The 21,643-nt window shown below is 59.7% G+C and carries 22 protein-coding genes; 8 read left to right on the top strand and 14 right to left on the bottom strand.

What is annotated here, in order from left to right:
* Positions 1 to 299 precede the first annotated feature (299 nt).
* Together EV561_RS03195 and EV561_RS03190 are read left to right on the top strand one after the other, a co-directional pair.
* Entirely contained in the window at positions 300 to 1,871 is a 1,572-nt protein-coding gene (locus EV561_RS03195) for a HAMP domain-containing sensor histidine kinase (RefSeq protein WP_132517503.1), read from the top strand.
* Positions 1,843 to 2,874 (top strand): peptidoglycan-binding domain-containing protein, encoded by a 1,032-nt coding sequence (locus EV561_RS03190; protein ID WP_132517501.1) that lies wholly within the window; start codon positions 1,843 to 1,845, stop codon positions 2,872 to 2,874. The genes EV561_RS03195 and EV561_RS03190 overlap by 29 nt, the downstream gene beginning before the upstream one ends.
* A 121-nt stretch (positions 2,875 to 2,995) precedes the next feature.
* Here EV561_RS03190 and EV561_RS03185 read toward each other — a convergent pair whose 3' ends face one another.
* The gene (locus tag EV561_RS03185; RefSeq protein WP_132517499.1) at positions 2,996 to 3,901 is read right to left on the bottom strand and encodes a LysR substrate-binding domain-containing protein; all 906 of its coding nucleotides are present in this window, start codon (positions 3,899 to 3,901) and stop codon (positions 2,996 to 2,998) included.
* A gap of 117 nt (positions 3,902 to 4,018) precedes the next feature.
* Here EV561_RS03185 and EV561_RS03180 point away from each other — a divergent pair, with 117 nt between their 5' ends.
* The 3 genes from EV561_RS03180 to EV561_RS03170 all read left to right on the top strand — a co-directional run bounded on the left by EV561_RS03180 (position 4,019) and on the right by EV561_RS03170 (position 5,786).
* The gene (locus EV561_RS03180) at positions 4,019 to 4,441 is read left to right on the top strand and encodes a DoxX family protein (RefSeq protein ID WP_132517496.1); all 423 of its coding nucleotides are present in this window, start codon (positions 4,019 to 4,021) and stop codon (positions 4,439 to 4,441) included.
* Positions 4,442 to 4,487: 46 nt separating this feature from the next.
* On the top strand, positions 4,488 to 5,360 hold the full coding sequence (locus EV561_RS03175) for an NmrA family NAD(P)-binding protein (protein WP_132517494.1): 873 nt from the start codon (positions 4,488 to 4,490) through the stop codon (positions 5,358 to 5,360).
* Between the two features lie 81 nt (positions 5,361 to 5,441).
* A complete protein-coding gene (locus tag EV561_RS03170; protein WP_132518080.1) occupies positions 5,442 to 5,786 on the top strand; it encodes a DUF1491 family protein in 345 nt (114 codons plus the stop codon).
* 79 nt (positions 5,787 to 5,865) lie between these two features.
* On the opposite strand, the gene EV561_RS03165 is transcribed toward EV561_RS03170, so the two are convergent.
* The 3 genes from EV561_RS03165 to EV561_RS03155 all read right to left on the bottom strand — a co-directional run bounded on the left by EV561_RS03165 (position 5,866) and on the right by EV561_RS03155 (position 8,038).
* Positions 5,866 to 6,228 carry a hypothetical protein gene (locus EV561_RS03165; protein ID WP_132517492.1) on the bottom strand — a complete coding sequence of 121 codons (363 nt, stop codon included), beginning with the start codon at positions 6,226 to 6,228 and terminating at the stop codon, positions 5,866 to 5,868.
* Positions 6,229 to 6,377: 149 nt separating this feature from the next.
* The gene (locus EV561_RS03160) at positions 6,378 to 7,436 is read right to left on the bottom strand and encodes a DUF2336 domain-containing protein (RefSeq protein WP_207910490.1); all 1,059 of its coding nucleotides are present in this window, start codon (positions 7,434 to 7,436) and stop codon (positions 6,378 to 6,380) included.
* A 395-nt stretch (positions 7,437 to 7,831) separates the two neighbouring features.
* Positions 7,832 to 8,038 (bottom strand): hypothetical protein, encoded by a 207-nt coding sequence (locus tag EV561_RS03155; RefSeq protein ID WP_132517488.1) that lies wholly within the window; start codon positions 8,036 to 8,038, stop codon positions 7,832 to 7,834.
* Between the two features lie 574 nt (positions 8,039 to 8,612).
* Here EV561_RS03155 and EV561_RS37045 point away from each other — a divergent pair.
* Positions 8,613 to 8,780, top strand: a complete 168-nt coding sequence (locus tag EV561_RS37045) for a hypothetical protein (RefSeq protein ID WP_165927737.1) — start codon at positions 8,613 to 8,615, stop codon at positions 8,778 to 8,780.
* Positions 8,781 to 8,820: 40 nt separating this feature from the next.
* Here EV561_RS37045 and EV561_RS03150 read toward each other — a convergent pair whose 3' ends face one another.
* Both EV561_RS03150 and EV561_RS03145 read right to left on the bottom strand, forming a co-directional pair.
* Positions 8,821 to 9,369 (bottom strand): DUF1254 domain-containing protein, encoded by a 549-nt coding sequence (locus tag EV561_RS03150; RefSeq protein ID WP_132517486.1) that lies wholly within the window; start codon positions 9,367 to 9,369, stop codon positions 8,821 to 8,823.
* Positions 9,362 to 9,949: a DUF1214 domain-containing protein gene (locus EV561_RS03145; RefSeq protein WP_132517484.1), complete on the bottom strand. Its 588-nt coding sequence runs from the start codon at positions 9,947 to 9,949 to the stop codon at positions 9,362 to 9,364. Before EV561_RS03145 ends, EV561_RS03150 begins: the two co-directional genes overlap by 8 nt.
* A gap of 632 nt (positions 9,950 to 10,581) precedes the next feature.
* Here EV561_RS03145 and EV561_RS03140 point away from each other — a divergent pair.
* Entirely contained in the window at positions 10,582 to 10,935 is a 354-nt protein-coding gene (locus EV561_RS03140) for a hypothetical protein (RefSeq protein WP_132517482.1), read from the top strand.
* Positions 10,936 to 10,969: 34 nt separating this feature from the next.
* Here the strand turns inward: EV561_RS03140 and EV561_RS03135 are convergent, their stop codons facing one another.
* The 6 genes from EV561_RS03135 to EV561_RS03110 form a co-directional block, all read right to left on the bottom strand.
* On the bottom strand, positions 10,970 to 11,326 hold the full coding sequence (locus tag EV561_RS03135; RefSeq protein ID WP_132517480.1) for a hypothetical protein: 357 nt from the start codon (positions 11,324 to 11,326) through the stop codon (positions 10,970 to 10,972).
* A gap of 55 nt (positions 11,327 to 11,381) precedes the next feature.
* Positions 11,382 to 11,936, bottom strand: coding sequence for a suppressor of fused domain protein (locus EV561_RS03130; protein WP_132517478.1), 555 nt, complete (start codon positions 11,934 to 11,936; stop codon positions 11,382 to 11,384).
* 79 nt (positions 11,937 to 12,015) lie between these two features.
* Positions 12,016 to 12,447 (bottom strand): GNAT family N-acetyltransferase, encoded by a 432-nt coding sequence (locus EV561_RS03125; RefSeq protein WP_132517476.1) that lies wholly within the window; start codon positions 12,445 to 12,447, stop codon positions 12,016 to 12,018.
* 125 nt (positions 12,448 to 12,572) lie between these two features.
* Positions 12,573 to 13,421: a helix-turn-helix transcriptional regulator gene (locus EV561_RS03120; RefSeq protein WP_132517474.1), complete on the bottom strand. Its 849-nt coding sequence runs from the start codon at positions 13,419 to 13,421 to the stop codon at positions 12,573 to 12,575.
* Positions 13,422 to 13,534: 113 nt separating this feature from the next.
* Positions 13,535 to 13,924 (bottom strand): nuclear transport factor 2 family protein, encoded by a 390-nt coding sequence (locus tag EV561_RS03115; RefSeq protein ID WP_132517472.1) that lies wholly within the window; start codon positions 13,922 to 13,924, stop codon positions 13,535 to 13,537.
* Between the two features lie 762 nt (positions 13,925 to 14,686).
* Positions 14,687 to 16,411: a penicillin-binding protein 2 gene (locus EV561_RS03110; protein WP_132517470.1), complete on the bottom strand. Its 1,725-nt coding sequence runs from the start codon at positions 16,409 to 16,411 to the stop codon at positions 14,687 to 14,689.
* On the opposite strand from EV561_RS03110, the gene EV561_RS03105 reads away from it, so the two are divergent.
* Positions 16,401 to 17,270, top strand: a complete 870-nt coding sequence (locus EV561_RS03105) for a hypothetical protein (protein WP_132517468.1) — start codon at positions 16,401 to 16,403, stop codon at positions 17,268 to 17,270. The two genes, EV561_RS03110 and EV561_RS03105, sit on opposite strands and share 11 nt — an antisense overlap.
* A gap of 49 nt (positions 17,271 to 17,319) precedes the next feature.
* On the opposite strand, the gene EV561_RS03100 is transcribed toward EV561_RS03105, so the two are convergent.
* Entirely contained in the window at positions 17,320 to 19,176 is a 1,857-nt protein-coding gene (locus EV561_RS03100) for a tetratricopeptide repeat protein (protein ID WP_132517466.1), read from the bottom strand.
* 177 nt (positions 19,177 to 19,353) lie between these two features.
* Positions 19,354 to 21,516 (bottom strand): PBP1A family penicillin-binding protein, encoded by a 2,163-nt coding sequence (locus EV561_RS03095; RefSeq protein WP_245512571.1) that lies wholly within the window; start codon positions 21,514 to 21,516, stop codon positions 19,354 to 19,356.
* Positions 21,517 to 21,643 lie beyond the last annotated feature (127 nt).

Raw genomic sequence — 21,643 nt, 5'->3', positions numbered from 1 at the left:
CATTTGAGACGCATTTTCGTCAAATTGTAGCGACTGCTGTTAAGCATGTGGGCAGGGCCTTGCCTGAAAAGCCGCGACTATTGCGGAGCGCGACTGCCACAAAGGTTAACGCAAAGCCGAAATGCAAGATAAATCCGTCGCTTACCCCCCATTAACCACAAGAGACAAAGCCGCTTGTCCTTGCCTCAAAATGGGATTTTCGGCCTTTTTCGCGGCCCTGGCGCCCGCTCACCTTATCCTTTCTTTAAGCCGCGAAGGCCTATTGTCGGCCCGTTAAATGGCGTTTGTGCGAGTCTAGTTTGCGCGTATTGAGTGACATTGTTGGCAGGGCGGTTGCCCTCGTGGATAGGGCAGGCGGAAGCTGGCTCGCACGCACGAGTGGTAACGGCGAGGTGCGCGAGCGGGAACTCGCGATCCTGCGCCGGCTTGCCCTCATGTCGTCGGCGGCGATGCTCGTCGTTCCCGCCGGCCTCTCCCTCATCACGAGCCCTGCCGTGGCACTGCCCGCCGGCGTTGCCACCGTCTGCGCCGCCTTCCTCTTTTCATCCGTCGGCGGAATCGCGCTTTCGCGCCAGAAGCCGCTGCCGGGTATCGCGCCTGCCGTCGCTGAACAGCAGGAAGAGCTGATGCTCGAAGCCGCCGCCGGCCTCGTGCTCATTTTCGATCCGCAGGCCAATGTCACCGAAACAGGTGGCCGCGACCGCGCCGAATTCCTTGCCTGGATGCGCAGCCCGCGCGGTCGCGGCTTCATCGAGCAGGTGCATGTTTCCGACCGTATCGTCTTCCTCCAGGCGATCGATGAACTGCGGCAGGGCCGCGACGCCCTGACGATCGACCTGCGCCTGGAGCGCTACACCGTTGGCGCCGACAGGGATCAATTCGTCCATATTCGTGTGGACATGACAGCCAGACGCGATGCTGACGGCGCGTTGCGCAGCATTGTCACGCAATCGCGCGATGTCAGCCATGAGCAGTACCTGCGCGAAGAGGCCGCCCGCAAGGCATCGGAAGCCGAATCGGCCAATGATGCGAAATCCCGCTTCCTGGCTGCCGTCAGCCACGAACTGCGCACGCCGCTGAACGCCATCCTCGGCTTTTCCGACATTCTGATCGGAGAATATTTCGGCAAGCTCGAAAACGACCGCCAGCGCGAATATGTCGGGCTGATCCGTCAATCAGGCGCGCATCTGCTCTCCGTCGTCAACACCATGCTCGACATGAGCAAGATCGAGGCGGGCCGCTACGAACTGCTGGTCGAGCCCTTCTCGATCGGCGCTTCCATACGGGCATGCGAGGCCATGCTCGGCCTGCAGGCCAAGGAAAAGGGCCTGACCTTGACCAGCCGCGTGCAGCGCGGCCTTGGCGAGGTCGTGGCCGACCAGCGCGCCCTCCAGCAGGTTCTCATCAACCTCGTCGGCAATGCTATTAAGTTCACGGAGGCCGGCGGCGTCGTCAGCGTCGATGCGGCGGCATCAGGCGACATGCTGAAGCTGACCGTCAGCGATACCGGCATCGGCATCCCGGCCGACAAGCTCGCCAATCTCGGCCAGCCTTTCGTGCAGATCCAGAACGAATATACCCGCCGTTACGAGGGCACGGGTCTCGGCCTGTCGCTGGTCAAGGGCCTTGTGGCGCTGCACGGTGGCAGCTTCACCATTTCGAGTGCCCCCGGCGAAGGGACGGCGATCACCATTCTCATCCCACTGGACGGATCGGGCGCCGTGGGCGCGGAGCGTCAGCAGGGATACCAGGACAAGACTGTGGATTTCCCCCCACGCCTCAGAAATGCAATGGAGTTTTCAGAAGACCGCACGACATATGGCGGCATGAAGGAAGACGTAGATGGCCACGCGGAAGCGAAAATCGCCTAAGGGAAAGGGCAAGCGGCGCCAGCCGGGACTGGCCTCCCAGGGGGCAGTCGCGGTCGGGACGCTCGGCTTGCGCGGTGCCGGCATGCTCGGGGTCCTCGGCATGCGCGGCGCAGGCGCGCTCGGCGGCATGATCGGCCGCTATCCGTCGATCGCCGGCGGCGCCATGGCCTTTGCCGTCATCTTCGGTTTCGTCGCTGCCAATGCCCTCTGGTATCAGCCGGGCACGCATCCGTCGCCCTTCTTCCGCACGCGCGACCCGTCCTCGCCGAATTCGCTCGGCCGCCGACCCTTCTTCAGCATGCAGAAGCAGAACCCCGCCGATGTCACCACGTTCCGCATCGAGCGTCCGGACGAGGATGCGGCGACATCCCCGGCTGCAGCCTCTGCCCCGGCCGGACAGACGGCTGCCGCCACGACGCCTGCAGCCAAGCTTGTCGCCGATGTGCAGGCAGCGCTGGGTCGCCTCGGCCTCTACAACGGCAATGCCGATGGCGTGATGGGGCCGCGCACATCAGCTGCGATTATCTTCTTCCAGGAAACCGCGGGCCTTGCCCAGACAGGCGAAGCAAGCCCCGAACTGCTGGCCGCCCTGCAGGCCGGCGACAAGACGGGCGGGATTGCGGCCGACACTGCAAGCGCCAAGCCGACGGCTACCGTGCCGGCCGAACGCCCGCCGGTCGACCTTCACTCCAAGGCTGTCGCAGTCGATCCGGTCGCAGCCGCGATCATGAGCGCGGAAAAGAACGTCAAGACCGCTTCTTCACCGAAGAAGCCGCCCACCGATCCGATCAATTCGTCCGACCCGACGAATACGGCCAAGCTGGTCATGCAGATCCAGAAGGGCCTGAGCAATATCGCCTACAGCAATGTCAGCATCGACGGCGTGGCCGGCGATCAGACCAAGGCGGCGATCCGGCATTTCCAGAAGCACTACCGCTTGCCCGAAACCGGCGAACCCGATGTCGCCGTACTGAAGAAGCTGCAGGATATCGGCGCGCTCTGATCGGCGATACCGCCCACGGGGCCGCCGGCGGCCGGCTAGTCGAAATCGTGCGCCGTCCGATAACGGCCAGACATACCCCCACAATGTTGATTTGGAGAGCCAGAGGAAAATGTTCGTCACGCTATTCCAGATACGGCGTGAGCACACCTTCGATCCATTTCATGAATGCGCGGACTCGGCGCGACAGATTGCTCCGATGTGCTACGACGAGGGACACGGGGAGCGCCCGGCGACGCAAATCGGGGATGATCTCCACAAGCGCTCCACTCTCCAGGTATCGACCGATCCCCAAGAGTGGCGCCTGGATCAGGCCGAGGCCAGCAAGGGCCGCGGCTTCATAGGTTTGCGCGCTGTTGACGTGTAGCGTCCCTGGAAGCTGAAGCGTCGCGTAGCCGTCGCCGTCCGGATATTCCCATCCATAGGGTCTTGCGCCCAGCATCGTTGAAAAATGAATTGTCCGATGTTCCTGACGCTTAAGATCTTCCAGCGATCGAGGGACGCCGTGGCGGGCCAGATAGGCCGGACTGGCAGCGTTGGCCATGCGCAACAGGCCCAGTGGACGGGCAATCAGCGTCTCGTCCCTTATGGGTCCAAGCCGCAGTACACAGTCGAATCCCTCTTGAACCAGATCGACTTGCCGATCGCTACTCGACACTTCCAGCTCCAACTCCGGGTGAGCCACCATGAAATCCGGCAAGGCCGGCACGATCGTCATCCGCGCCACCTCGGTCGGAAAATCCACCCTTAGACGGCCGCGGAGCGCCACGCGATCGCCTGCGAACATCGAGTGCAGGTCATCGACTTCGGCAAGCAGAGCGCGGGCGCGGACATGAAATGCCCGTCCGTCCTCCGTCAACTGCACGCTGCGCGTCGTCCGATGCAGGAGTCTGACCCCGACATCTTCTTCCAGCTTCCGGACCGCCGTTGACGCCCGTCCCTTTTGAATGCCCAGGCTATCGGCTGCGCGGGTGAAGCTCCCCATTTCCGCTATCGTTACGAATATAAGTATGGGTTCGAGGTTCTGCATTTCCTTGCCTCGGTATTGTTCTCCTCTGAGAGAACGGTGAGTTCCTTTCCTTGGTGTTTATCACATCTGGGAGACACAGTAAGTTTCGCATATCAAAATCCCCATCGGAGAATGACAATGTCCGAAACTATGAACCACCATCATGTGCCTGACGCTATGACCAGGGATCACGCCCCGTGGGCCGGGCGGATAGTGAGTGCGTTTGTCGTCGTCGCCTTGATAGCAGACGGCACTATTCAGCTTTTCGCGCCGGCACAGATCGCGAGCATGCTGCAGGAAACCGGATTCGCGATGGATCTGACCCGCATCGTGGGTCCGATCATACTCGTCTGCGCCATCCTTTACGCGATTCCGGCCACCGCCGTCCTCGGCGCGATCCTGGTGACCGGCTTTCTAGGAGGCGCGATCTGCGCCCATGTCCGTATCGGTGAACTGGGATCGCCGCCGGAACTTATTTCCCTGCTTCTGGGCGCGACGACATGGGGCGGCCTCTACCTTCGCGATCCCCGTATCCGGGCCGTTCTGCCGCTCATCCATTGAAACAACAGGGGGCAACGCTTTGTCCCAGGAAATCAGGAGAATACGCATGTTTTTAGTCATGGGAATTACCGGAAAAGTGGGTGGCGCAACGGCGGAACATCTGTTGGCGCAGGGCCAGAAAGTGCGTGCACTCGTCCGTAATCGCGAAAAGGCGTCAAGCTGGGCTGACCGGGGCGTGGAACTGGTGGACGGCGATTGGAATGACGCGGCGGCCATCGAGCAGGCGCTCAAAGGCGCCGAAGGTGCGTTCGTGATGTTGCCTTCTGTATGGGCGCCGTCACCTGACTACAAGGAAGCGCGGGGCATGATTGCGAACTATGTTGCAGCACTCACCAATGCAGCGCCGCCGCGAGTAGTAGCGCTCTCGTCGATGGGTGCGAACAGAACCAGCGGGCTCGGAATGATCACAGCCCTGTCGCTTCTGGAGCAAGGGTTTCGCGACCTGACGTCTCCCGTCGCCTTCGTGCGTGCAGGCGGATTCTTCGAAAATTTCCTCTACGGCTTGCAAGTTGCCCAAGGCGGAACGCTGCCAGTCTACTACAATCCGACTGACCGGAAATCGACCATGGTCGCCACGAAAGATATCGGCGCGGAGGTCGCAACCCTTTTGACCAGACCGGCGTGGACAGGGCGGCGCATCATCGAGCTTGGTTCAATGGTCAGTGCCGATCAGGTCGCTGGGCAACTGGGCGAAGTCCTGAAGCTCGACGTGAAAGCCTTTGCCATCCCGCGTGCAAGGTGGGCGGAAGCGTTCGAGCAATTCGGTATCCCCAAGGGCCACACCGGGCCTGCCGAAGAAATGTTTGAGGCCGTGAACGCAGGATGGATGGACCTCGGAGCCGAGGGTACAGAGCACGTTGCGGGTACGACGTCCCCACGCGAAGTCTTCGAGGCCGCACAGAACGCCGCCAGGACGTGAGTCCGGGACGAACCAGGCATGAGGCGATTGGTTGAATCGAAGTCGATTGTCACTTCGAGGCAGCGCCGCTATAGCTCTGCCATGAGATTGCGCACCGATATCTTCGTATCCGCTCTGCTTCGCCGTGTGTTCGGTCGGGGCGATTTCGCCGCCGTCGAGCGCAAGGGGGCAGAGGAGGCAGGCGCGATCTTCATCCGTCAGCGCTTCCGCGATGGCCTGGAAACGCTCTACGGGCCGGCGCCGCAAAGCTTCTTCGACGCGGATGAAAGCGGCGATCGCCTGTTCGAAATCCGTCTTGCGCGCACAAGCGCCGAGGCGATTCGCGAGATGCTCGACCGCGAGGCGAGATTCGATTCCGATTTGTGGATCGTTGAACTGGAGGCTGACGATATCGCCGATATCGTACCGCTCGCAAACGGCGCCTGAGACCCCCGGCTTACCCCAGGGGGCTGTCAGGGCGGGTTCGTCCCGCCCGGACTTTTAAGATATCGGTATGTCTGCAATATCAGTTGCAGACGCGCATGCGCTCGTAGTGCCAGCCGTCGTCATATTCGTTTTGGACAGCCCGTCTTTCGAACCAGCATTCCGGCGGAGGCGGAGGAGGGGGAGCATAACCGGCATTGCCATTGGCAATCGCACCACCCAGGATGCCGCCGATCACGCCTGCCGCGATACCGCCGGCAATGACAGCGCCATTGTTGTTGTGATGGTGGTGATGACGGTCCGGCGGTGGCGGGTCGTACCGGTCGTTATGGTGACGCCATTGCGAATTGTCATATTGCTGCGCCTGCGCCTGACTGACGGTCGCCAGCGTGCTTCCCGCAAGTGTCGCGAGAACGAGAGCCGAGAGCATTGCTTTTTTGATCATTGCCAACTCCGAAGTGCTGGATCCAACCACTACCAGGAGCGTTCGAATCAGCTAAAAAAACCATATTGAATATGGTCATCGCGATCTGAACATTAGGTGAATATGCCGTTCATCGAGTGGCGACTGCCCAGAGGCCAGAGCAGGGCGGCCTAGCGCGACCGGCCGAAAGCCTTGGAAAGCTTGCGCATGTCGCGGGCCGGCGGCACCTGGCGCATGAAGCGCGGCTCGCTGGCATACGCTGCCGGCGCGGCAGGTTCTTCCGGCGGCAGGTAGGTGTAGCTGTCGGCCCGGCGCCAGGCTTCGACGCGCTCGTCGCTCTCATAGGGATCGACATCTTCGAGCACATGCCATGCACGGCTGACGCTGCCCTTGATTTCGGCCAGATGCGGATAGAAGTGCTCAAGCACGAAGACCGCGTCGGGGAAATTCATGCCTAGACTGGTTAGCGTTACCGCAAGCTGCTGGCCGGAGAGATCCAGCATGATGCGCTCCGCAAGCCAGCGGCTTGCGGAAAGCGCGTCGGCAAGGGTCGTGGCGAAATGGGTCGCTTCACGTTCGCGGGCAAAGCGTACCAGTAGCGCTTCCTGCACCTGCGAGAGGGTACGCAGCCCCAGACGGTCGTCGGGCTCATGGGCGAGATGGTTGGCGATTTGCTTGATCTCGCGGCGCAAAGCCTCTTCGCGCTCAAGGCGGCCGGGTTCAGCGGCCTCGATTGCCGGAACCTGGCTTTCCACGGTCCGCGGGGGCGCCGCAAGAGGTTCTATCGTGTCCACGGCCAGCGGGTCGCGGCGAGGTTCGGCCTGCCGCAGGCCGACAAGCGCGTCGATCACCTTCGGCGACAGGGATTCCCGCCGAACGATCGCCTTAGCATGGGCAGCACCCTGGGTGCGGGCGATCGTGATCAGCGTATCGTCGTCAATGATCTGGGAGCTGGCAAGAAAGGGAGCGGCAATGCCGATCGGCTGGCAGCCGATGAAGAGCGCGACGGCCGGCGGCACATGCGCGCATTGCGACAAAGCTGCCACCGCCTGACGCTTGGCTTCCTCAGACGAGGCCTGGAAGAGCGGCGTGAACAACTCGGCGAATTGGCGGAGTTCGGATTTCGACGGATGCGAAAGGCTTTCGAAGCTGGTGACGGTCGCCATCAGGACAACGTCCTTCTTCCGGACAGCCAGCGGTCCTTCAAGGTCTCGAAACCGGTCGCGCACGCAAACACCCATACAGATACGCAGAACAACAAGGACGGGAACCGGACCGAAGGACGCATCGGCGGGGGCGCTATCCCGAAACCGTATCGCCTTGCCCGCATCTCTTTCTCCGGGCGAGCCAACACGGACGGAACCGACGCGTAGACGGTCATCCAGATCTGGTTATGGGGAAAGAGTAAGGCTCGCAAGGTTAACAGCTCGTGAAGACTTTATTAAAATCCTAATCAAAGTTACGCGCGTAGCTTGCGCCAAGATGACGGTTTTGTGAACATCGAAAATAAGAAAATTTGGTGGCTTAGCGCATTTTCGGGGAACTTGGCCCGGCGCGCGCCCGCGCATCAAAAAAGCGCCCCGTGAGGCGCTTCGGATGATCCACTGGCAGAAGAGATGAAGCCCTACAGAGCCCTGTGTTCCCGCAATGCGTCCAGCAACTTCTCGGCGGTGTTGTGGCCCGATTGGAAGAGGTCGATCGCTGCAGAGGCCGCAAACTGTGCGTCCGCGCTTTTCACGTCGATCCTTTTTTCCACGCACCAGCTATCAAGCGCGCCGCGCATAACTTCAACATCTTCAAAGGAAAAGGGCGAACCCATAAATAAAGTCATCACGTGTCCTCCGCATAAAAGGCAAGAGCACCTATGATCTCTTGAACCGGTCCCTGCCGACCGATTTGCGCACCATACGCTTAAATTAGTGATTGGCAAATTATATTTGCGTGACACTTTTTTGCAACAGTTGGAATTGTTGTTCCCAGCGGCTGGTGAGCCATTGGTTTTATTTAAGAATATGATTTTATATTACTTTATGGTTCGACCCTCGCAATTTTTTTGCCCAAACCGATGAAACCAAATCGCAACACGCTGCGTTATTTTATCTGCGATGCTGCGATCACGGGATCGCGTCATTCACATTAGCGTTCTGTTAACTATGGTGTGTCTCAATTCGGGTTGGAACAGTGCGATTTGCAGTATTTGATCGTATGCTGATTCTCATGATCGCTGAAGGGTCAGCGGTCATGCCACGGTATCCAGTAAGCATGAAAATGCCGTGAGAAAGGACGCAAATGCCTCCGGAGATGGGCAAGGCCCGGTTTCTCAAGAGGAGCGTCAGCCCGCCGCAAGCGGGCAGGATGAAATAAATCGCGAGTTCATCCGTCTCGAGCTGCAATTGGAGACGAGCATGGCAAAGGTCATTTCCCTTTTGGAACGCCAGTCGCGCATGCCGCGGCGCGTGCAGAAGGAGCCGGTCGAGGCGAAGATCCTTCTCTTCACCGGCGTGCGCTACGAGCGCTTGGAAGCAAGCTCGAATCGGCCGGGAACGGGTCCGAAGCGGGCAAAGAACAAATAGACTTCGCAGACGGCGCGACGGTCGGCCCCTCCCGTGTCGCCTAACTGCCGTCAAAGACGTCGCAGCCCGCTTCCGCAAGGAAGCCGCGCGCGGCTTCGTCAAAGCTTGACTGCGGCGCCATCGTCCGCAGCACCGCATAGCCCTCAGGATGAGGCATCTCCACAAGGATCGATTGGGAAAGCGACGGCGGCAGCGCCTTGCGCAGGGTCGTCAGCTGGATCGGCGAGGCGACCAGAACGTCCAGCAGGCCGCCGACCGACGTCCGGTCGCTCATGCTGAAGACCTCGTTCGAAGCCCTGTCGTAAATCGAGAGCGACCAGAACGGCACCTTGCCGGCCGCCGTCAGCCGGATTGGCTGGTCGCCGATATCGAAGGCGCAGACCGCCGTCCTGATATAGGGATCGCCGTTGGAAAGCCCGGCATCGTCATCCTTGTCATCAAGCATGTAGAAGTGGTTCTCGTCCCCTTCATCCTCGACGCGCGTATAGGCGTCGCGATCGGAAAAATGCGGCAGCGACAGGATGATGACGAGGTGGAGCAGGGCCGCACCGAAAATCCCCGTCAGAACGGCAGAGATGATCCTAAACATGGCCGCAACCGATCTTTTCGAGTTTCGGCATGGAAAGGTCGATCAGTCCCGAATTGCCGGCGGCGGGGGAATCGAGCAGCGTCAGCACCAGCCGGAAATCTCCGGATGCGGGCAGCGCCAGCCAGTTTCCGGCATGGGCGTCCTGCGACACGGTAATGTCGAAGCTCGAATCCGCATTGCGCAGCACCGTCCAGGAATTGAGCGCCGAAGGACGGCCTTCGATCGGCGGCAGCGGCTCGCTGTCCTCGCCGGCCGTAAACAGCGTCCAGAGACGGGCAGGGGGTGTCTGGCCGCTGATGCGGTAACGGCAGCCCGCCGTCAGCCGGCCGCCGCTATCGTCATCGAGCGCGGTAAAGACGAGGCCCTCCGCGGTGCCATAGAGCAATCTTCCGGCGCGGGCGCGATGGGATTTGGCGTAAGGATCTGCTTCAGCAGTGTGCAGGCTCGGAAAAGCCTCCCAGGCACCCAGCCTGATCGCACCAAAGCCGGCGGTCGCGTCCAGCGCATAAAGCGTGAACATGATGCCGCCGCCGAAAGCTATGACGAGCGAAAGCGCGACCAGAAGGGGAACCCGGAACACCTTGGTTTCCTCGTGACTATTGGAACCAATAGCTTATCCCTGATTCTGCAATGAGGGGAAAGGCAGGGTTGTGCGCGCTCCACCGGAGAAAGGCGAATCTCAGGAATTCGACGGCAAGTGCCATCGAGGACGTCGACCGCCCGGTCCTTACGGTCAGGGGAAATGGTCGATTGCCAGCCTGACCTGAGTCTGCTCACGGCCCCATGAGCGACCATTGCGATCGTCTGCGAAGCAGCTACATTTGCCGCCGGCACGTCATGGGAAAGCCGGGGCCAGACATGACTTCCTTATTGGGGCTTACGATACTTCCGTGTTTGGCAATTATCATTTCCGCGTCATTTATGCGCCGAGGTGTGTGGACTTGGGCATCCCTGATATTCGCCGCTCTCTCGGTGTCGGTTGCAGCAATGTACCTGTGGCTTGGTGTCGCTCAAAGCTGTCAAATTGACGAAAGCGAATGTGTCGGTGCGACCGCCACATCTTACCTAGTCATGGCGCCGTGGGGTCTCTGCGCCGTCGCGCTTGCATTTCGCCTTGTCGCCGTACACTGGACGCGTCGGTGAGGCTGCGCAATGATCGCCATGGGCCGACTGCTTTCCTTGGGAGGGCCGCCGCTATCGATGGGGAGTTGAATGGTGGACGGACGTTTGCACCGCGATTTATACGGGTGGGCTTTAACGATGCCGTTGGAAGTCCTTTGGGACGACAAGGGCGACTTTGGTCGGAAGGTTCGAGACCTGACGACCGAAGACATCAGGACGCTGCTGAAAGCTGGGCCTGTACAGTTCGTTGAGGCAGACGTCGGAAAGAGGCTCCGTTGGGTGCCCGAATCAGACCGTTTCGATTACTGGAAGGCTATTAAGCCCAACCTTTTCGAGGATGGGAAACACCATCTTGACGATTACCCCAATGGTTTCTTTCTGGCCGCGTCGGAATGGTCTGGCAGACAGGGCGAAACCATTGTAGCGCTGGAAAAACATCACTGATGACGGCTTCTGGCCGCCAAAGCCGATCCGCTGGTCAGCGGGAAAGCTCCCGACGGAACATTCTTGAAAACTCATCACAACTTTTCGGGGTTTGTTTGTGATATTCAGCCAATCGCTCCCTCGTCACCTGACGTCGCAGATAAGCGAAAGCCCTCTCGGTCGCAACTTCTGGCTGCTTAAATTCCTTCTTCGCGAACTTTAAGAAAAGGGCCTTTGCATCACGAACCATTTCCGGACGCTTGAATTGTAGATCGCAGACCATCGCGACATTCATGCTTACCGCTGCTATGCCCAATCCCGCATTTTCTGGTATTGGCCCTAGCTCATGTGCGTAAGATACAGAGGCCAAAATAGAAGCGACGAAAAAGGTGATCTGAGGAAATACTCTCATCTTCGGCAATTCCAATCTATTGTATCGCAATAAGCTCGCGTTCTACCAGAAACGCTCAAACCACGCTGCCGCGGTCGGGGCTTAAATATTTGAGACCAACTTTGTCGAATTCGGTCTCCAATGCTTCCAGTCCATGTATTTTCTTAAATGTGATTTCTTCTCGCGTAATCGGCAGAAGCCAATAGAAATGAATTGGGCCGCCTTCCAAATTGAAGATTTCGAGGCTTGGCCCGTCCAAATAGGGCAACAAGATAAGGCCATGATCAGCGCGCGCATGGTTCAACCAAGGGCGGCCGAAATTAACGGAATGACCTAGATCCAGGATCGCTCCGGTCCTGTGATAATGCGCCGTCGCCACGAGCAGTTCAGCCACGTCGTCAGTTTCGTAGGGACTATGAACATGAAGTTCGAGCGCCTTCTTATCTCCTTCTTGCGACATGCATGCAGTTGAATAGGTCCACATGTCTCGATCAGCGCTGGGGCCGAACTTTAACACCGCGAAATCGGGCGGGAGCTGATGGATCGGTCCCTCGGAGAAATCTACCTTCTGCGGACGCGTCCCCCACGACCGTTCATAATGGCCTATGATTGCTTCTTGTCGCTTGACCACAGGCTTCTCCTCGCCGGACACCGTCGGCCTGTATGTCAAAGATAGTGGGAGACAATCAAGTGCGCGCGAGGAAACACGATCAGTAGTTCTTCATCTCAAGATGCGGCATTCCCCCATCGAAAAATTCATCGCCGAATGCGGTGAAGCCGAAGCGCTGGTAAAGCGCAACCTTGTCGCTCTGGGCGGTCAGGTAGAAGCGGTTGTCGCGTGCCGCGCGGTGGGTTTCCATCGCGTAGCCGATCATGGCGCTGGCAATGCCGCATCCGCGCCACCTGATGCCGACGGCGACCCTGCCGATCTTCACATGCTCCTCGGCATGGATCACCCGCAGCGTCCCGCGGACTTCGCCGGAACCGATGGACACCACGTGAAAGGCCGTGAAATCCCCGACATCGAATTCCTCTTCCTCGGGCACATTCTGCTCGACGATGAATACCTCGCGCCGGAGCCGGAAAGCCTCGTTGCATAGAGTGCTGAAAACAGGAACCGTCAAAATCGCCGTATCGTCCATAAGTACCTCCCTGTGGACGTCGTGGGCCGCAACGCATCATCCGGAGCGTCGATACCTCTGCAGGCAGCCATATTGGTCGGTTTCGGCGTCCGGCAATTGCACGGAATGAGTAGGTCGAGGCTCGTTCAGTGATCCGTCGGCAGGACCGGCATTGGTGCGTCCTTCATCATCTCGGCATAGAGCTTTTCCGTTTCCGCATCGGTCGGAAATAGGGATTCGACCCTCAATTCCTGAGCCGCGATCGTCATCGGCGTGCCGACTGTCGTGATCAGCGAAAAGAAGCTCAACGTCGTGCCATCCCTAACGAAATTCAGCGGAACGATCGGCGTGCTGGCGGGAGCGTCAAGCGCCTTCCAGTCGACATCGACATCGGGATAGGCAAGCAAGGTCTTCAACAGTTCCCTCGTCTTGTCATCGATCACCCGGCCGATCGATTCCCGATGTACACGGGCGAGAAGGCTCTTTGAGGTCTCGGCCCAGCCCTGAATGAAGGGGCGCATGCCTTTGGGGTCGAACATCAGGTGCAGCAGGTTGCGCGGCAGCTTGCGCTCTGCCATGTCGACGAAGCAATTGAAGAAGCGGGGCGCTGCGTCGTTGGACATGACAACGTTCCAGTAGCGGTCCATGACAACGGCGGGAAAGGGCTCGTGCTGTCTGAGCATTCGACGCAAGGCCTCCACCACGGGCTGCATGTCGGGTGCATCCCAGGAGTCATCCGAATAGAGCGGCGCGTAGCCGGCCGCCAGCAGCAGCGTGTTGCGTTCGCGAAACGGCACCTCCAGTGCTTCGGCAACCGTCATCAGCCGCTGGCGACTGGGAACGCTGCGGCCGCTTTCCACAAAGCTGATGTGACGCTGCGACACGCCGGTATCCATGGAAAGGTCGAGTTGGCTCTTGCCGCGCACTTCCCGCCAGTGACGCAGCAATGGTCCGGGCTCTCTCGATATCGCCATGCCTCTCCCGTTGCCGTTCATGCAGGCCTCCCTGTGCTTATGCCTCGCAGTCCCTTCGAGGAGGAAAGGGCCCGCGAGGCATGTTGGTTTCCATATCCGCACGGTACCGAACGGAAACGCTCGAACCGAAAAGATCAGAACTGAACCGGACCGACGGAGCCAAACCAGTGGCGCACTTTAGTGGGGTCTGCTTCGTCCATGTAGAAAAAGTGGGTCATGACGGGCTTGACGACAGGGTGACTTCGGTCGTCCGGCGTCATTGTCACAAAGCCGCGGAACACCTTCAGCGATCCGCCATCCCAATACTCGGTCACGTCGTGATGGGCGGTAAAGCCCGTGTCGATAAAAGCACGCAGGCTCTCGCGGATCGTCTCGCGGCCTCTCCATTCGGCGATGCCGAGATTGGCAGTCGCATTTTCAGCAAAGCAATCGAAGCCTTCGCCGAAAGTCTTGTCGTCGATTTCCCTCCAGAAGGAAAGCAGCCATTCCGGGGCTTCGCGCATGGTAAACGTCTTCTCGGTCATTATTCATTCTCCGATGTTTCGTGAGGCATCTCTCCGGCACGGTTAGTGCCGATCTCGTCTTGAGATGCCTGGAAACTATGCCCCGCCAGGAGGTGTCTCAATTACATCGGAGGTCATATTTGCTATGTCAGGCAGCAAATGCCACCAGCCATCCCTGGCGATGTTAACGCGAGAATGGCGGCATAAGCGGCTATTTACCATCATTAGGCATAGATGTTTTGTGCAGCAATTTTTGATTGCAAAGTTGAACGCTGTTCAGCAACCTGCAACGTGGTCACTACGCGTTAGTCTGCTGAGGTTTTGGATATGCTAAGTGAAATCAAGGGCGGCGATCTCGTAAGGACGCTGATCCTAAGTGTCTCAGCCGTGGCACTTTTCAGCCTGTATTTCTATGTCCGCGGTGGGCTCAGCGTTGCGATATTTCAGTGGTTGGTCGCCATTGTCGCAATGGGGGCCATCTTCGATACCTGTTGGCTGAATGCCAAACGGACACGACTCCGATCCGCGCCTGAAAAGCCGGCTTCGCTCGCCGAAAAGCGGGAAAGGCAGATAAAACTAGGGCGCAGGCTGCTACGGCAGGCAGGCATAGTCGCGATCGCCGGCGTGACGATACCGGTCCTTGTTAAGCTTTGGTTCTTACTCCATTGACGACCGCTTCAGCCGTGACCCGCCACTGATGGCAACGGGCTACCCAATCATGCATATTTAGAGCGCGGCCGTGTGTCGTCTGGCCGCTTGCCAAGACGCGGCTTCCTCAAGCCCTCAATACGAAGCCAGAACATTACCGAAGTTCGGTTCGATGCCCAGCAGCGGTGCCGCCTGGCTGATGATGTCATGAACCATCGGTGCGGCCGTCTCTGCGGCGAGGTTCAGGTTGTGCACGCCCGTTAGCGGTTGGTCGATGAAGGACAGAACCACATATTTCGGGTGATCTATGGGGAAGGCTGCGAGGAAGGAGTTGAAGCTCAGCTTGTGCGAGTAGACGCCGTTGATGACCTTGTTGGCCGTGCCGGTCTTGCCGCCGACGTGGAAGCCGGCAACATCGGCCATCCTGCCCGAGCCCTGTTCGCCGTTGAGCTTGAAGAGATATTTGATGACGTCGCTGGTGCTCTGCTTGACGACGATCTTTGCGGTCTTTTCAGCCTCTTCCTGGGTACGCGGCAGGAAGGTAGGCTCAATCAGCTTGCCGTCGTCGATGAGGGCAGCACCCGCAACCGCCGTCTGCATCGGCGTTGTGGCAACGCCGTGACCGAAGGCGGCGGTCAGCGAGTTGATCATCTTCCAGACCTTCGGCTGGCTCGGCTTCGCCACCTCGGGCAGCTCGGTGTCCATCCTGGATAGCAGGCCGAAACGGTTGAGATAGGCGCGCTGGTTCTCCATGCCGACCTTCTCCATCATCTTGGCCGTGCCGACGTTGGAGGAGTAGCGGAAGATTTCCGGGATCGACAGTACCCGGCGCGGCACGTCGCGGTCGTCGTGGATGGTGAAGCCGCCGTAATGCAGCGGCGTGCTGGCGTCGAACGTGTCGGTGAGCTTGACCGTGCCGGTATCGAAGGCCATCGCCATCGAGAAGGTCTTGAAGACCGAGCCCATTTCGTCGGTGCCGTTCGACATGCGGTTCAGCCAGCCCTTGACGTCGGTCTGCGGGTCGTTGGGATCGAAATCCGGGGCCGAGGCCATGGCCAGCACTTCGCCGGTATGGATGTCGAGGATGACGGCCCCGGCCGATTGGGCCTGATAGGTCGCAGGTGCCGCCGCGACAACGTCATGGACGATGTTCTGGACGCGCAGGTCGACCGACAGTCGCACGGGCTGCAGCGCGGCGTCGCTCGGCGTCATGCCTGTTGCGGCCAGATCCGAGAGACCCTGCATGTCGAGATATTTCTCCATCCCCGCCACGCCGTGATTGTCGATGTCGACATAGCCGAGGATATGCGCGGCGGTGCGACCACCGGGATAGAAACGTTTAACTTCCGGGCGGAACCCGATCGCCGGCAGGCCGAGCGCAAGGACTGCGTTCTGCTGTTTCGGCGTCAGCTGCCGACGCAGCCAGGCAAAGCGCGACCGCTTGTCCGAGAGCTTCTGGTAAAGGGATTTTCTGTCCAGATCCGGGAAGACGCCAGCGAGCTTCTCGACCGTTTCATCGACGTCGACAACGCGGTTCGGTTCCGCAAACATCGATACGGTGCGAATATCGGTCGCCATCAGCTCGCCGTTCCGATCGACGATGTCTGGACGGAATGCGGGCGCCTGGCTTGGCGGAATGGACGATGTGAGGTCCTCCGGCGTCATTGCCAGATAGGTGAGCTTTGTAAAGATGGCGACATAGGCAATCGCCAGGGCGCAGACGAGCACGAGGATACGGGATTTCGCCAGTTTCGCCTGCCCTTTACCCGTCGAATGTTGCCGCCGGCTGGGCGATCCGGGGCCGAACGTCAGCTCGATAAGACGGCCGCTATTCGCGCTGAAGGCATGGATGATGGACATGGCTACTCGGCTACAAAAACGGGGGTGCTCGCAATCGGTCGAATTGATCCTTTTTTATACCCGCTGGATGGTTAACGAGAGCTTATCACCGGCAGCTTCCCTAATATTCAAAGACAATCTGGCACACCCCAAAAACGTTCAATCCCGTTGCCGGTCGCTCCCAGTTTGCAACCCAGGAATGATATGTTTTTGGATCGCGCAGATGACCCGTGATACAGTCAAAGCGGCTGAAGGTGGGAACCCTATATCTCTGATGCGCAGCTTTGAGAGGCTCGGCATAGTATACGGCGGGTTGATACAGGCTGCAGATCTTGGCTGGAGATCTGTGGCCTATGTTTCCGTTCGCTTCGCAGTCGCTCTGGGCGGCTATCTCGCCGCCGTGCTCGTTGCCTGCGTCCTCATGGCCGCCTTCATGGTGATCAAGGACACGGCGCCGCAACATTATGGGACATCTGGCGATTTCGCTGCCGTCATCGAGTTTGCTGCGGTTGCATTTCCGTTCGTCGTCTACCTGCTTTTCTTTCCTGCAGGCCTGATCATTGTCGTCGGTGAAGTGATGAGCTTGCGAAATAAGCTCTATTACGTTTTATCCGGCGGGTTTCTTGGTCTGCTGCTCGAAAGCTACGGCCCACCGCCGCCGCCTTCGAGTTCGCTCTTGGCCAGCCACGTTGGCGTGGCCTCCATCATAATCGGCTGCGCAAGTGGCTTCATCTATTGGCTGCTTGCCGGACGAACGATGCCGCGTAGCGCGCGAATCGTCTGGACGAAGAAGACCGAGGTTCCGCGTGAACCCGATGATGGATTTCGTGATGTCTGTCGGCGGCTCTTGCTCGGCGACGCCGGAAGGCCTCGCCGATAATTCCTGCGAGAAGAGCTCGATTAGCTCAAACGCGGGGTAGGGCGTGGCTCTATCCCGCCTTGGCAGCAGGTTGCGGCAAATCCGGTGCGGGCGCTTTTCCCTCGTTGGCCCGGCGTTGCAGCAGGCGCTCGAAAGCATCCTTGATCTTCATCACATGCGGCGTCTTGTACTCAAAATCCTTGTTGTGTAGATGGATCAGCATCGAAGCATTGACTTCGAACACCACGACCTGGCCCTCGGCATCCAGCGAACAGTCGATGCCGAAATAATCGAGCCCCACCTTGCGCCTGATGGCATCGAGTGTTGCCATGGCTTCCGCCCCGAAGACGCGATCCGGCTGCTCCAGAAAGGCTTTTTCCTCGTCGCGCATCCATGCGACATCGGCCATGCGCGTCGACATGTGATGCACTTTCCAGACATCGCCGATTGCCAGGTGATAGGCAAAAATCTCGTCGCCGACGAAGACGAAGCGATATTTGCGGAAGTAGCCGTCGGCGGACCTGTAGTCGACGAAATCGGTGAGGTAGAGCGGTTGGTCTCCGGCTTCCTCGGCAAAGGCAAGCAACTCTTCCGGCGTCGAAACCAGTTCCATCTTGTCGCCGCCATGGGTGCCGGCATGGCGGACGATCGTCTGGATGCTCGTGACCGCGCCACTGCGCAGGATTTGCCGCAGGACGGCGGCTTCGACCTGGACGGTTGCCGGCATGATCGCGCCCGATATGGCGGCAAGGCTCTCCGCGATGGTCGCGCGATCCGTCTGCAGGATCAGCCGGGGATGATTGACCACGGGCTTTCCGAGGGAATCGGCGAAGTCCACCAGCGATGCAATGATATCGCGTCCGAGATCCGCCTCCGACACCAGATTGACGACGACGTCGGTGTCCGCGCTTATTGTCTGCGGGTCGTAGTGATGATCGGGCAGGATGAGGATGACATCGGTGTCGAAAGAACTGTCGCTGATCAGGTCTTCATAGGGCGTATTGCCGGATAGTGGCGAAAAGAGCATCAGCGCCTTGAAACTGGCAGGCCGGCGCTCGGCCGTATAGTTGCGGGCGGCTCCTGAAGTCGCGACCTTCAGAAAGCAGGCGCGCGCTGCTTCTTCGTTACCAAGATCGTGCTCCAGGCCGCCGCATAGGAGCAGCGCCTCTCTGTGGTTCGGCTCGATGCGAAGCGCGGTGCGGGCATAGGTCACGGCAAGCTTCTTCTGCCGGGCATCCTTCAGCGCCTGTGCCTTCTTGCAAAGGCAGACAACATCCCTGGGGGCGATCGTCAGCGCCTTTTCATAGGCCGATATCGCCCGCCCGAGGTCGTCACCCTCCTTGAGTATATCGCCGACCAAGAGCCAGGGCGCCGGATCGTTCGGCATCAGGTCGCAGCAGCGCAAGGCCGAGAATACCGCCTCTGAGACCTTGCCCTGCACCGAGAGGACCCGGCTGCGCTTCGTCAGCGCCGGGACGTGGTCGGCCTTAAGTTCGATCGCGCGGTCGAGGCTTACAAGCGATTCAGGCAGCCGGCCGATTCGAGCGAGCACGTCACCATGATCGTACCAGGCATCGGCATCCTTCCAGCGGAATACGAGGATCGCTTCGCAGCATTGCAACGCCCGTGTCAGATCGCCGACAGCCTGGCAGGCGGTGCCGAGGCCGGCGATTGCCTCGGCGTCGCCCGGGCTCATGCTAAGTACGGCATCGAACCAGAAGATGGCATCCTGCGGCCTGCCGGCACGCAGAAGCAGATTGGCAAGTGTACGGCATGCGGAAGGATCCAGACGGACAGGCTCCTGCACGGAGAGAAGTGCGGCGATGGCGGCATTGTCGTCACCGGCGTCCATGAAGCTGGAAACCTGTTCCAGGATGGCAACGAGCGCTGATGGGTGGGATGCGGTATGATCAAGCTGCAGGCCCATAAAAAGCGGCTTTCAACTAGGGGGATAGGTGGGGCGGGGCATAAACTATAAATAAAGCTTATCGTAATGGCCACGCCTTGCTCTGGGCTGACCATTGCGGCCGCCGCCCGTGATCTACCGGCTCGCTAAATCGATAAAGGGATGTCGTTCATTTGCCCCGTTGAACGCGGCTCATCGTCAGCCGGCGGTCGCCACTTTCTGTGGATTGAGCGGCGTTGCTTCCCGCAATTTCTGGCCCAGGTCGTGCAGGATCTTGGTCGAATCCGCCGAGAGCGTGCGGGGGCGCAAGGGCGGCGGCTGGACCGGCTGGTCGCTGGGCGGCGCCGGCTTCTTGGCGGCAACCGTCTGCGGCTTCTGCGGCGGGAACGGATTCTCGATGCCTGGGATAGGCTTCAGCACGATGCCCTGATGGGCATAGTCCATGATCTTCTTGAAGGTCATGGCCGGCAGCATGCCGCCCGTCATGTTGTTGGTCGAGGTATAGTCGTCGTTGCCGAACCAGACGGCGCAGGTGTAGTTGCCGGAAAAGCCGATGAACCAGGCGTCGCGATAGGCAGACGTTGTGCCGGTCTTGCCGCCGATCAGGATGCCATGATCGAGCTGCGCCTTTCGGCCCGTGCCGTTTTGCGGCACGTTGATCAGCATCGTGTTCATGTAGGACAGCGCCTTTTCCGACAGCACGCGCTGTGGCGGCGGCTCGTCGCGGTCGAAATCGTAGAGAACCTTGCCGTCATAGCCGGTGATCTGCTGGATGCCGTGGCGGCGCGATTGCATGCCGTCGGCGGGGAAGACGGAATAGGCCGTCGCCTGGTCGAGAACGGTGACTTCCGACGTGCCGATCGGGATCGTCTTGTCGTTGCGGATCGGCGTTTCGACGCCGAAGCGCTTGGCCATCTCGCGGATGGGCTGGATGCCGAAATGCTCCTTGGCGAGCCGCACGGGGATCGTATTGATCGACTGGGTGATCGCCTGCAACAGCGTCACCTTGCCCTCGTAGCGGTTTTCGAAATTATGCGGGCTCCAGTTGCCCCAGGAGATCGGCGCGTCGATGATGGTGGTCGCCGGCGTCATGCCGTTCTCCATCGCGACCGAGTAAGTGTAAATCTTGAACGACGATCCCGGCTGGCGCAGTGCCTTGGTAGCGCGGTTGAACTGGCTCTCGCCATAGTCCCGCCCGCCGACCATGGCGCGCACCGCACCGCCGTTCTCGATGAGCACGCTCGCCGCCTGCTTGGCGTGATATTGCTCGCCATATTGCATCAGGCTCGATTCGACAGCGTCCTCGGCCGCCTTCTGCAGGCTCATGTCCACGGTCGTATGCACGATCAGCGTGCGTTGGGGGAAGCGGGAGGAAAGCCGCTGCACCTCGTCGAAAGCCCAGTCGAGAAAAAAGTCCGGCGATTCGGACTGTGCGCGGTCGACGACGGAGGCCGGATTGCGCCGAGCGGCGATCACCTGGCCCTCGGTCATGAAGCCTGATTGCACGAGGTTGGAGAGCACGTCGTTGGCGCGGGCGCGGGCAGCCGGCAGGTTGACGCTCGGCGCATATTTGGTCGGCGCCTTGAAGAGGCCGGCGAGCATGGCCGCCTCCGCAAGGTTGACGTCGGTGATGCTCTTGCCGAAGTAATATTGCGCCGCGGCAGCAGCGCCAAAGGTGCCGCCGCCCATATAGGTGCGGTCGAGATAGAGGCTGAGGATTTCCTTCTTGGAGAGGTTGGCTTCCAGCCAGATGGCGAGGAAGGCTTCCTTGATCTTGCGTTCGATCGAGCGCTCGTTGGTCAGGAACACGTTCTTGGCGAGCTGCTGCGTCAGCGTCGAGCCGCCCTGGACGACGCCGCCCGCCTGGGCATTGACGGTCAATGCGCGGAAGAGGCCGAAGACGTCGATGCCGAAATGGTCGAAGAAGCGCCGGTCCTCGGTCGCCAGGACCGCCTTGACGAAATAATCGGGCAATTGATCGACCGGCACGGAATCTTCATGGATGATGCCGCGATGGCCGATGACGTTGCCGTAGCGATCGAGAAAGGTAACGGCGAAATTGCCGCGATTGCGCCAATCTCCCTGTGTAGCCTCGAAGGCAGGCATGGCAAGCGCCAGCATGACGACTGTCCCTGCCACGCCGAGCGTCATGGCCTCGCCGGCAAGCTCGAAGACGATGCGCTTCCAGCCGCGGGCGCGGAAACGGCGGGAAAAGATGGTGATGTCTTCCCAGATTTCGGCGGCGCGGAAGCCGGCGTTCCAGACCGTGGAATCGATCCAGGAATCGATGCGCAGCAGAAGGTGCCGCTTCCTTGGCTTGCGGCCTTCCGGCTGTTCTTCTGGATTGGTTGGATCCTGCACGTCCCGAATTCCCGCCCGAATTGGCCTGATTTGCCGAACCCGACCTAAGAAGGTCAGGATTCACTCATAATCGCGCCTGATTGAATAATTGGTTGATTTGGGGAAAAGAACAAGAGAGATGCGGCGG

The organism is Rhizobium sp. BK376 (genome assembly GCF_004341625.1).
Lineage (GTDB): Bacteria > Pseudomonadota > Alphaproteobacteria > Rhizobiales > Rhizobiaceae > Rhizobium.
The sequence above is the reverse complement of the archived record's forward strand: the minus strand, read 5'-3'. Positions and strand labels throughout refer to the sequence as shown.

Bases quoted from the DNA above. Each gene is read 5' to 3' on its own strand.
- EV561_RS03175 (WP_132517494.1), top strand. From the start codon at position 4,488: ATGTTTTTAGTCATGGGAATTACCGGAAAAGTGGGTGGCGCAACGGCG.
- EV561_RS03135 (WP_132517480.1), bottom strand. From the start codon at position 11,326: ATGAGAGTATTTCCTCAGATCACCTTTTTCGTCGCTTCTATTTTGGCC.
- EV561_RS03120 (WP_132517474.1), bottom strand. From the start codon at position 13,421: ATGAACGGCAACGGGAGAGGCATGGCGATATCGAGAGAGCCCGGACCA.
- EV561_RS03110 (WP_132517470.1), bottom strand. From the start codon at position 16,411: ATGTCCATCATCCATGCCTTCAGCGCGAATAGCGGCCGTCTTATCGAG.
- EV561_RS03125 (WP_132517476.1), bottom strand. From the start codon at position 12,447: ATGGACGATACGGCGATTTTGACGGTTCCTGTTTTCAGCACTCTATGC.
- EV561_RS03180 (WP_132517496.1), top strand. From the start codon at position 4,019: ATGTCCGAAACTATGAACCACCATCATGTGCCTGACGCTATGACCAGG.
- EV561_RS03105 (WP_132517468.1), top strand. From the start codon at position 16,401: ATGATGGACATGGCTACTCGGCTACAAAAACGGGGGTGCTCGCAATCG.
- EV561_RS03170 (WP_132518080.1), top strand. From the start codon at position 5,442: ATGAGATTGCGCACCGATATCTTCGTATCCGCTCTGCTTCGCCGTGTG.
- EV561_RS37045 (WP_165927737.1), top strand. From the start codon at position 8,613: ATGGCAAAGGTCATTTCCCTTTTGGAACGCCAGTCGCGCATGCCGCGG.
- EV561_RS03140 (WP_132517482.1), top strand. From the start codon at position 10,582: ATGGTGGACGGACGTTTGCACCGCGATTTATACGGGTGGGCTTTAACG.
- EV561_RS03190 (WP_132517501.1), top strand. From the start codon at position 1,843: ATGGCCACGCGGAAGCGAAAATCGCCTAAGGGAAAGGGCAAGCGGCGC.
- EV561_RS03155 (WP_132517488.1), bottom strand. From the start codon at position 8,038: ATGACTTTATTTATGGGTTCGCCCTTTTCCTTTGAAGATGTTGAAGTT.
- EV561_RS03115 (WP_132517472.1), bottom strand. From the start codon at position 13,924: ATGACCGAGAAGACGTTTACCATGCGCGAAGCCCCGGAATGGCTGCTT.
- EV561_RS03185 (WP_132517499.1), bottom strand. From the start codon at position 3,901: ATGCAGAACCTCGAACCCATACTTATATTCGTAACGATAGCGGAAATG.
- EV561_RS03150 (WP_132517486.1), bottom strand. From the start codon at position 9,369: ATGTTTAGGATCATCTCTGCCGTTCTGACGGGGATTTTCGGTGCGGCC.
- EV561_RS03100 (WP_132517466.1), bottom strand. From the start codon at position 19,176: ATGGGCCTGCAGCTTGATCATACCGCATCCCACCCATCAGCGCTCGTT.
- EV561_RS03165 (WP_132517492.1), bottom strand. From the start codon at position 6,228: ATGATCAAAAAAGCAATGCTCTCGGCTCTCGTTCTCGCGACACTTGCG.